General features: G+C 64.6%; 9 protein-coding genes. 2 read left to right on the plus strand and 7 right to left on the minus strand.

Annotated elements, in window-relative coordinates:
• Both F1735_RS35895 and F1735_RS30980 read right to left on the minus strand, forming a co-directional pair.
• Positions 1 to 1,199 (minus strand): PAAR domain-containing protein (locus tag F1735_RS35895; protein ID WP_222853128.1); only part of this gene is annotated, 1,199 nt, incomplete at its 3' end.
• Positions 1,200 to 1,203: 4 nt separating this feature from the next.
• The gene (locus F1735_RS30980) at positions 1,204 to 2,148 is read right to left on the minus strand and encodes a DcrB-related protein (RefSeq protein ID WP_167240525.1); all 945 of its coding nucleotides are present in this window, start codon (positions 2,146 to 2,148) and stop codon (positions 1,204 to 1,206) included.
• Between the two features lie 156 nt (positions 2,149 to 2,304).
• Here F1735_RS30980 and F1735_RS30985 point away from each other — a divergent pair, with 156 nt between their 5' ends.
• Complete coding sequence (locus F1735_RS30985; protein ID WP_167240527.1) at positions 2,305 to 3,132, plus strand: 4'-phosphopantetheinyl transferase family protein; 828 nt, start codon at positions 2,305 to 2,307, stop codon at positions 3,130 to 3,132.
• Positions 3,133 to 3,155: 23 nt separating this feature from the next.
• Positions 3,156 to 4,016: a DMT family transporter gene (locus F1735_RS30990; protein ID WP_167240529.1), complete on the plus strand. Its 861-nt coding sequence runs from the start codon at positions 3,156 to 3,158 to the stop codon at positions 4,014 to 4,016.
• Positions 4,017 to 4,019: 3 nt separating this feature from the next.
• Here F1735_RS30990 and F1735_RS37965 read toward each other — a convergent pair whose 3' ends face one another.
• The 5 genes from F1735_RS37965 to F1735_RS31015 form a co-directional block, all read right to left on the minus strand.
• A complete protein-coding gene (locus F1735_RS37965; protein WP_167240531.1) occupies positions 4,020 to 5,612 on the minus strand; it encodes a methyl-accepting chemotaxis protein in 1,593 nt (530 codons plus the stop codon).
• Between the two features lie 28 nt (positions 5,613 to 5,640).
• On the minus strand, positions 5,641 to 6,402 hold the full coding sequence (locus F1735_RS31000; protein ID WP_167240533.1) for a substrate-binding domain-containing protein: 762 nt from the start codon (positions 6,400 to 6,402) through the stop codon (positions 5,641 to 5,643).
• Between the two features lie 206 nt (positions 6,403 to 6,608).
• Positions 6,609 to 7,883 carry a sensor histidine kinase gene (locus F1735_RS37970; protein ID WP_167240535.1) on the minus strand — a complete coding sequence of 425 codons (1,275 nt, stop codon included), beginning with the start codon at positions 7,881 to 7,883 and terminating at the stop codon, positions 6,609 to 6,611.
• Positions 7,880 to 8,560 carry a response regulator transcription factor gene (locus F1735_RS31010; RefSeq protein WP_167240537.1) on the minus strand — a complete coding sequence of 227 codons (681 nt, stop codon included), beginning with the start codon at positions 8,558 to 8,560 and terminating at the stop codon, positions 7,880 to 7,882. Before F1735_RS31010 ends, F1735_RS37970 begins: the two co-directional genes overlap by 4 nt.
• A gap of 8 nt (positions 8,561 to 8,568) precedes the next feature.
• On the minus strand, positions 8,569 to 9,627 hold the full coding sequence (locus tag F1735_RS31015; protein WP_167240538.1) for a type 1 glutamine amidotransferase domain-containing protein: 1,059 nt from the start codon (positions 9,625 to 9,627) through the stop codon (positions 8,569 to 8,571).
• Between the last annotated feature and the right edge of the window lie 541 nt (positions 9,628 to 10,168).

Genomic DNA, 10,168 nt, shown 5'->3' on the forward strand with positions numbered 1-10,168 from the left:
TCGAGACTTGCCGCAAGCGGGCCGTTTCCTCCTGGGTCTACATCGCCACTGTGATCGCCGCCGCCAGAAAGGGCGTCGCCACACCCTCGCTGCCGCCGATTCCGTCCGGGACGTGAACGGTTACGCGTTGTGCGGTCGATAAATTCAACGCCGGGGAATTCCTGGCGCCCGCTATAAATGTTTTGATAGTTCGGCGAGACCTTGTTCAAGTCCTCATATCCGGCGGCGGCCACAGCACGAAATTGCACCTCTTCCCTTGCGATGAGTCTCCTGCCTTCCTCGCTGACGCTTTCCATTAATCTGTTGGTAAACGGCGTCGATCGATTCATCGCAGAAGTACTTAGCCCAGCCGGCACCATCGTCGTGAACGCGATGACATCGAGCTCCTTCTGAAACATAGCCGGCACCGCCACCAGCGTATTGAAAGCACTTGAACGCTGCGCCTCTGTTGTCCCAGGCCCTTTCCAATACTGCCCATCCCGCCCCATTCCATTCAAGCCACCAGTGTTATTCAATGCCTCCTTCAAGACCGAACCAACGGCAGACCACCCTTCGCGCGAAGTCAGATTATCCACGGTATTTTTAGCATTGGCGACTTCACGTTGAACGCTGGTCAGAGGAATTCGATCCGGCTGGCGAGAATCCGCCCACCCTCCCCCGGACTCGTTTTGCCCTTCAAGCAAGCCTGCATTGTAAGCTCTCATTTCCGCGTTAAACTCTGCAACTGCATTCTGCGATGCCTTGAGCAAGTCATTGGATTGAGCCGGCAATAAGCTGGCAGCACCGGCGTCCGCCGCCAGAAGGGACTGGAGCGTCACCGGCGCAGTCACGCCTGCCGGCATGATCAGGTTGGTCTGGACACTGCCACCCCCGCCGCCGCCAATAAACACGTTGCCCGAGCCAGTGACAATAATCGCACTGCATTTGATCGAATCACCCAGGCGGGCAGCAGGAAAACCATTGATGAACACATTCGAGCTCCCGCTCGCAATCGGCAGCAGTACTGGCGGATGGAGCGAGCACACCGTCAGGTCGACGCTGGCTCGCGCTGCGGGAATTCCGTTGGTGAACACATTGCCTGAGCAGGGTCCGATGATCAATCCTGTCGGCGGGGCAGCGGGACCACCTGCGCCTTTCGCGTCCGGCGGTATCGGTGGGGCGTGGCCGATCAAGTCACCCAATCGTGCTGCAGCAGGCATGCTTTTACTCCGTCGTTAAATTGTCGAGCGTGGTACGGACCTCAGCAATGCTGGATAGCCCGACGAAGGGTGCATGGCACACAACTGCCTCTGCATGTTGGAGCTGGTCGCGCAAGGACGGCACGAGATGCGCCGGCCGCATCTCAAGCACATACTTGTCAGGCTTGCGCCACCACGCGCGCGGCGCAACAAACCTGGCGTGCAATGGTTTGCCCGCCGCATCGAAAAATCGCCATGCGTCCTCCTGCACTTGGCCAGCGTCGGTGTTGAGGCAGGCGTCCTCCCGACTTGCAAAAGCATGCAAGATGCGCCGGCCCGCGCGTAACGCAAAGACGGTCGACACATTGATCGCCGGGGCGATGGCGACAGCCTCCGGCCGTTCGCGCAGCTTGACGCTGCCGAGAATGGCTTCAAAAGTGGCATGCCACTTGCCGGCAAATTCCGGCGGACAGGTTGCCGTTATCAGCAGCGCTTGCTGATCCCCCTGTTCAACGCCAGGCACAAGGGTAAAAACCTGGCGCTGATGCAGCCATGTAAATCCATTGCGCCAGCGATACGTAAGCTCAATCGCAGGCCTGCCGGCAAGCGTACGCTCCATCGATGCGAGCAGGCTAAAATCAGGCATGGCTTTGCCTCGTCCGGCAATCAGATCGTCGGCGAAATCGGCAAGCGTATTTTCGGGGTGCGCGTGCGCATGTGACATCACGACGCTAAATTCGCCTGCCTCGTCGTCGAAAGACACGAAGGTGTGCGTCGTCCTGTCCTTGAGCTTCTCCGGCAGCGAGAAACTCGCGTGGTTAACGTGATGCAGCATCGTGAGTTGTGCCTGAATTGGAGAGTTGACGTCACCATCGTTGTCCGCTTCGCTGCCGTGGGAAAGCAAGACAATCCCATTGCACGCGGCTGCCAACTTGCATCGCAAACCAACCGATACCGGACGGATTTTCAACGTCCTTTACCCTTCGGCGAAGCATGCCATATTGCGCCTAAAATGCAAAAGTGTCAATATTTCTTATTGATAGGTCTGCTAGACTTGGGGCCTCCCCAATTGCCGGGCTCGCACCAGTTCTCCGAGCCCCATAACACGCCAGCGCAAGCGCAACTGATGACACCAGACAGTTTAAGCCCTCCCGGCGGCGCGCCTGACGCCGCCATGCCGCTCGACGCCGGGCACATCGATATCTGGCTGGTCTTCTACCAGCATATCGCCGACCCTGCCCTGCTGGCGGCCTTGCTGGCCCTGCTGAACGAAGCGGAGCGCGCGCAGCAGTTGCGCTTTCACTTCGCGGACGACCGCCTGCGCTACCTCGCCACGCGCGCCCTGGTGCGCACCGTGCTCTCGCGCTACGCCCCGCTGGCGCCGGCCGACTGGATCTTCACGCCAAATGCCTACGGCCGCCCCGCCATCGCCAATGAGCACGCGCAGGCGCGCACGCTCAGCTTCAACCTTTCGCACACGCGCGGCCTGATCGCCCTGGCCGTCACGCGCGAGCGGGTGCTGGGGGTCGATGTCGAGAACCTGACCACGCGCCAGGTCTCGGATGGCATTGCCGAGCATTTTTTCTCGCCGGTGGAAGTGGCGGAACTGGCCACGGTGCCGCCCGAACGCCGCCAGGACCGTTTCTTCGAGTACTGGACCTTCAAGGAATCGTACATCAAGGCGCGCGGCATGGGCCTGTCGATTCCGCTCGACCGCTTCAGCTTCCACTTTCCCGACGAGCGCCAGGTGCGCCTGTCGGTCGAAGCCGATCTGGGCGACGATGCCGAACGCTGGCATTTCTGGCAGTTCCGCCCGGCGCCCGGCTACCTGCTCGCCCTGTGCGCCGAACGCCTCGATGGCGACCTGCCGCAGCTGAACGTGCGCAGCGCCATTCCCACCGTGGCCGACACGCCGTTCGCGTGGACGCTGCTCAAAGCCGGCCCGCGTTCTTGAGCGCCCATCGCCGCGCGCTGACGATGGCCCATAGCGCAGCGCTCCTGTTCGGCCTGACCGGCGTCTTCGGCGCCCTGATCCGCGCCGACGCCACCGTCATCACGTTCGGCCGGGCGGCGTTCGCGCTGGCCGCGCTGGCCCTGTTCGCGCTGGCCCGACAGCGCCCGCTGCTGCGCGGCCTGGACCGCTACAAGCTGTGCATGCTGGTCGTGACCGGCCTGCTGCTGGCCACCCATTGGGTGAGCTTTTTCGTCGCCGTGAAAGTCGGCGGCGTGGCGATGGCCACCCTGGGTTTCGCCAGCTTTCCGGCATTCATCGCGCTGCTCGACATGCTGGTGTTCCGCGAGCGCATCGGCAGCGCCGAAGCGATCCTGCTGACCCTGGTCACCCTGGGGCTGGTACTGGTCACGCCCTCGTTCGATGCGGGCGCGGCCGGCACCGCCGGCCTGTTGTGGGGCGTGCTGTCGGGCTTGATGTTCGCGCTGCTGGCGGTAGCCAACCGGCGCGCCGCGCGCGCGATGGACGCGCTTGGGCTCGCGTTCTGGCAAAACCTCGTGGTCGCGCTGGCCGTGGCGCCCTTCGCTGCCGCCAGCCTGGGCGCGCCGACCCGGCTGGACTGGCTGGACTGGCTGGACTTGCTATATCTGGCGTTGCTGGGGGTGTTCTGCACGGGCCTGGCGCACTACCTGTTCGTCAAGAGCCTGGAACGCTTGCACGCCCGTAGCGCGGGCATGATCATCGCGCTCGAACCGGTGTACGCGATCGCCTGCGCCTGGTGGCTGTTCGCGCAACAGCCGTCAGCGCGCATGCTGGCCGGGGCGGCGCTGATCGTCAGCGCCATCGTGCTGTCGGCGCGCGCCAAAGCGCCAAACGCCGCTCCGTGACGGTTAGCGCGACAAGGTCAGCACGCCCCGCGCCGCCACTGGCGGCGTCGCGATCGCGCTGAGCTTGAACGCTTGCGCCACCTGGGCCAGCGCGGCCGCGTCTTCCTGCATCGACTGGGCGGCGGCGGCGGCCTGCTCGACCAGCGCGGCATTTTGCTGGGTCACCTGGTCCATCTCGATGATGGCCTGGTTGATCTGCTCGATCCCGGCGGTCTGCTCCTGGCTGGCCGACACGATGTCTTTCATGATGTCGGTCACTTTCTGCACGCTGGACACCACATTGTTCATGGTGGTGCCGGCCTGGTCGACCAGGCGGGTGCCGGCTTCGACCATGTCGACCGAATCTTCGATCAGGGTCTTGATTTCCTTGGCCGCCGCCGCCGAGCGCTGCGCCAGGTTGCGCACCTCGGAGGCCACCACGGCGAAGCCGCGCCCCTGTTCGCCAGCGCGCGCCGCTTCGACCGCCGCGTTCAGGGCCAGGATATTGGTCTGGAAGGCAATCCCGTCGATGACGCTGATGATGTCGACGATGCGGCGCGAGGACGTGTTGATCGAACGCATGGTCGAGACCACTTCCGACACCACGGCGCCGCCTTTTTCCGCCACCTCGGAGGCGCTCAGCGCCAGCTGGTTGGCCTGGCGCGCATTGTCGCCGTTGCGCCGGACGGTGTCGGTCAAGTCCATGATCGAAGCGCTGGTCTCTTCAATCGAACTGGCCTGCTGTTCGGTGCGGCCGGACAAGTCCATATTGCCCCTGGCGATCTCGAGCGAGGCGGTGACGATCCGGTCCGAGCCCTCGCGCACCTTGCCGATGGTTTTTTCCAGGCTGGCGTCCATGTCGCGCAGGGCCGCCAGCAACTGGCCGGTTTCATCGGTGGAGGTTACTTCGATATGTTCGCTCAGGTCGCCCGTGGCGACCCGGTTCGCCACTTCGACCGCGCGCCGCAAGGGTTTCTTGATGGAATCGATCACGATGTACGACAGAAACGCACCGAGCACCAGGCCCAGGCCCAGGGTCGCCAGCATCAAGGTGCGGGTGGTCGCGCTCGACTTGTCGCCGGCCGCAAAGGCGGCCTGGGCTTCGCCCTTTTGCCGCACCATGCGGGTCAGCAGGGCTGAACGGGCCGCTTCGAACTTCTTTTCGGAGTCGACCTTGAGCTGGGCGCTGGCCGCCTCGTAGTCGCCGCTCTTGGCCAGGGCGATGACCTTGTCGCCGGCGGCGGCATACTGCTCCCAGGCTGTTTCGAAGACGTCGGCCTGGGCTTTCGCATCGCTCGACTGCAGCGAGCGCTTGTAGCTGTTCAGGCTCGTCTTCAACTTGGCGTTGACGCTCGCCACCTCGCGGTAGGACAGTTCGGCCGTCTCCGAGTTTTCTGCTCCCATGCCGCCGATCACCAGCGTGCGCGAGCGATACATGTCGCCCAGCACCTCGCCCAGGCTGACCAGGGGCACGGTGCTGTCTTCATAAATGGTGCGCATGCTCTCATTGCTGGCGGATAATCCGCGCAGGGCCACCAGGCCCACCACGGCCAGCGCGGTGAGCAAGGTGCCGGTCAGGATCATCAGGCGGGTGCTGATATTGACGTTGTATAACATGGGCGGGGGCTCGGCAAGGTTGGGGGAATTACTTCACTTTGAGGTAGTCGGCCAGCTTCTTGGCCGCGCCCGTGGGCGCGCCGATGGTGACCAGCCCGAGCGGACGCGACATGGCAGGCGCGCCGATGGTCTTGCTGTCGCCCGCCCCGGCCTTGACATGCACGTCGGCCGCCGGCCCGAAGCCGCCCGGCGTGCGCGAGACCCAGGTGATTACTTCGCGCGGCGACTGCGCTTCCAGCGCCCCCTTGACGTACTCGGCGCCGTCCATGATGGTTTTCTGGAACACCAAACTCGGGATCATGCCCGCCTTGGTCACCACCACCTTGACCGGCAGGTCGGCGCCGCCGACTTCTTTCCAGTTGGTGATTTTGCCGGTTGCCATATCCTTGAGCTGGGCCTTGGTGAGCGCCGTGACGCCATTCGATTTATGCACGATGACAACCAGCTCGTCCGTTCCGATTTGCGTGAACACCAGGTTGTCCGGAATCTTGATGTCCTTGCTGGCGGCCTTGGCGGCCTTTTTGCCCGCCTCGATCGAGTCGGCCAGGGTGTCGCCGACCGCCGCCACGCTGACCTTGCCGTCGACCAGGGCGACCATGCCGTTGCCGGTGCCTACGCCGTTGACCTTGATCTCCACGCCGGTGGCCTTGAGGATGTCCGCCGCGCGCGGCTCGAGCACATCTTTCTGCGGGGTGGTGCCGCCAGAGATTTCCAGCACCTCCCCGGCGCCGGCGCCGCCGGCCAGGCTGGCGATCATGAGGGAGAGCAGTACGAAGGCAGGCGCTTTCATTGTGTATCCTTTATGTGGGTGATCACCTGGAACAGCAAGGTCAGCTGGAATAGTTTCCATGCACCAACTGAAAAACCAGTGTACGGCGGCTGGCGGAAACACACAAGAAAATGCGAACTGGGTGCGTGCGAAATGTGTCTTGCTGTTGGAAACATGCGATAAGCGCGCCTGTCGTCTTGCTCGAACGCATGCGAGCGGGCGCTACCCTAATGGGGGCCCGCCCACGAAAGGCGGGCGCGGGTGCCGCCGCCGGCGGCGCTGTCGATCGCCACATCGATGCCGACGCGCGCGCCGAGCCGGCGTGCGATCGACAGGCCCAGCCCCACACCGGCGCTGGCCTCGCCTTTGGCGCCCGCCTCGAACAGGCGCTCGCGCAGGGCCGGCGCGATGCCGGGCCCGCTATCGGCCAGCACCAGGCTGGCGCCGTCCATGTAAATCCGGATCTCGCCCTGGCGGGTATGGCCGAAGGCGTTGCCGACCAGGTTAGAGAGCAGGATCGCCAGCGCCGCGCGGTGGCTCTCGACGAGCGTGCCGGGCGCCACCTCGACGCTGACCTCGACCGCCTTGCCGTCGAGCAGATGGGCAAACTGTACGACCGCGCTTTCGACCAGCGGCAGCAAGGCCACCGGCTCGGCCACCGAGGCGCCGAGTTCCTCGCGCGCCAGCGACAGCAAGGTCGCCACCGTCTGCGCCATGTGCGCCGCCGCGCCGCGCACGCGCCGCAACTGGTCGGCCGCCTGCGCCGGCATCGGCTGCTGCGCCAGCAATTGCGCCGCGCCTTCGATCACCGCCAGCGGCGTGCGCAATTCGTGGCTGGCGTCGCGCGTACACTGCTGCTCGCGCTCGATGAAGGCGGCGATACGCGCCATCGCCTCGTCCAGCTTGCGCGCCAGCGCGCCGATTTCGTTATCCGGAAAATCCTGCGCGAAGCGCTGCGGCAGCCGGCCCGGCTGCGCGGCGGCCACCAGCAGCGCCAGGGGCGTCAAGGGCGCCGTGGCGCGCCGCGCCAGCCAGTAGCCGACCGCCAGCGTCACGACCAGGATGGCGAGCGTCGACAGGCCCAGGAAGCCGAGAATGAATGGCAGGCGCGGGCGCACCACCAGGTCGCGGCTTACTTCGGCCACCAGATAGGCCGGGGCGGCGCCGAGGTCGAACTTGCGTACATGATAATGCCGGCCCTGCTCGCCGAAGAATTCGCCGCTGCGGGCCGGCCCCGCCAGTTGGCGCGCCAGGTCGGCCGGAAACGTGTCCGGGCGGCGGTGTACGCTGACGTTCCCGCGCAGCGGCGCGGCCAGCTTGCCCGACGCTTGCCAGCGCCGCTGCTGGTGCGCGGCCTCCTGGCGCAGAAGGTTGTCGAAAAAGCTGTCCTCGACCGCATACACGAACAGCACGCTGAACAGGCTGAAACACGCGGCCGTGGCCAGCGCGAACAGCGCGAACGCCAGCATCATCCTGCGGCGCAGCGAATGCCCGCTCTTCACGCCAGCGCGTCGAGCTTGAACCCGACCCCGTGCATGGTCAGCAACATGGCGCTGCCGAAAGGTTTGTCCAGGCTTTGGCGCAGCTGGTACAGATGCGTGCGCAGGGCGTCGGAGTCGGGCGGCGCGTCGCGCCATAAGGTCCGGGTCAGCTCCGAGCCGGTCAGCACGCGCGGATGCGCCTCGGCCAGCGCCAGCAAGATCTGGTAGCCGACCGGATTGATCTTGAGCGAGCGCCCTTCCCGGCTCACCGCCTGCGCCTGGCGGTCGATGCGCAAGCTGCCGATGGCCAGCGTGTGCTCCTGGTGCAGGGTATGCCTGCGCGCCAGCACCTTGCAGCGCGCCAGCAGTTCTTCCAGCGCGAACGGCTTGACCAGGTAATCGTCGGCGCCGCTGTCGAAGCCACTGAGCTTGTCGTGCAAGGCGTCGCGCGCGCTCAGCATCAGCACCGGCATGCGGCGCGTCAGGCGGGCGCGCAGGCGCCTGCATACTTCCAGGCCGTCGATGCCGGGCAAGCCGAGGTCGAGGATCATCAGGTCGTAGTGGTTCTCCGGCGCCAGCTGCAAGCCCAGTTCGCCGTTGTGGGCGAAATCGGCGCTGTGGCCGTGCAGCGCCAGCCCGTCCGCCAGGTTTTGCGCGAGCATCGCATGGTCTTCGACGACGAGAATATGCAGGGGCATGCGGGTCCTTATCCCTTGGCGAGGCGTTGCAGCTTGACGGCATCGGCCGCGCGCCACTGCATGGCGGCGAGCACCGAATGCATCAGCACCAGCACCAGCATCTTATCAAAGCGCGGCAGCGCGGCCTGTTCGGCGCGCGCCGCGTCCAGGCCGGCGCGGTGGTAGGTGGCCAGCAGGCGCACGCTGATCTCCTCGGCGCTGCGTTCGCGCGCCACCGGGCGATACCCCAGCGCGGCGACCATCGCTTCGGCCACCGACCAGGTGGACCAGGCGTTTTGCCCCGTGACCAGGCGGCCGTCGACGATGGTGTTGTCGAGGTACTTGGGGCCGGCCACGAAGCGCGCTCTTTCGGCCGTGGCGCGCTCTTCGAGCAGGAAGCCAAAGCGCGTGCGCGCATCCTTCACCAGGAACAGTTCTTCCTCGTTGGTGAAAGCGGTCATGCGGCGCCCCGCCAGCAGCGCCTTGCCGTCGGCCCGCTTAACGCCCAACAATGCCGCCGGCCCGTGGCAGACCGCGCCGACCACGCCGCGCATGGCGACCTCGTTGACGATGCGGGCCACGTCCGGATTGTCGGGCAAGTCGTGCATTGCGCCCTTGCCGCCGACGAAGCACACGGCCGCATAGCGGCGCGCATCGACGTCCGCAAGCGCCATCGAATTGAGCACTTTGGCCTGCGCGGCAGGGTCGTTGAGAAAGGCGTAGTCGGTCTCGCCCATGTCGTCGGGGTCAATTCTTTCGGGCGGCTTGCCGCCTTGGGGCGAGGCGATATCGACCTCGTAGCCATTGACCTGGAACACGTAGTAGGCACGCGCCAGTTCGGTCAGCTCGTAGCCGGCCCGCTTCATGGCCGGGCCGCCGCGCCCGGCGCTGCTGACCACGGCCAGGATGCGCCCGCGTTTCTGCGCCACCGCCTGCTTCAGGTAGGCCAGGTCGGCCACGCTGGCCTGCGGATTGGCCTTGGGCAGCTCGTCCAGCGCCAGGCTGCGGTAGTAAACATAACCGGCAGCGGCGAGTAACACCAGGGTGGAGGCCAGCCATGCCCCGCCGCGTAACATCGTCTTGATCATTGGCGCCTCCGTTATCGAATGGCATGTCCGATAGCGCGCGCCATGTGAACCGGATGTGAACGGCTTGCCGGGCGCCCACGTGAGGCGGCCTCAACACGACAGAGCATGGCGTGAGCGTGTCATGTTTCGATTGGAAAACTCAAGGAATAAATTGATGCTCGTTGTGACGATGATGGATCGCTGCGGGAATCTTTTATTGGAAGAAATTGACTTGAAACAGGGCCGGAAAATATGGGGGCGTAAGTGACGCATCGCCAATTTCCGCCAAATCTGCGGCTACGTCGGACCAGTCGCACTCGTCGCATGAGCACGGGATCAAGCTGGGCTCTTTAACAAATTCCATCGTCGCGGAGTAAGAAGGCTGTAAAGTCTCGGTGCTATACATCATATCGTTATACACAACTCTGAGCAGCTCAGCCGATGCCTGAAAAATCTGTTTACATTCAAGTACTTGCGATGGCACTTGTAACCTGGGCTGGTTTGAGGTTTACTCTCGCCTTTTAGGTGATGCGTTGGCAACAGGATCGCGCCGCTGGACAGA

Source organism: Massilia genomosp. 1 (assembly GCF_011682185.1).
Lineage (GTDB): Bacteria > Pseudomonadota > Gammaproteobacteria > Burkholderiales > Burkholderiaceae_D > Telluria_A > Telluria_A rubra.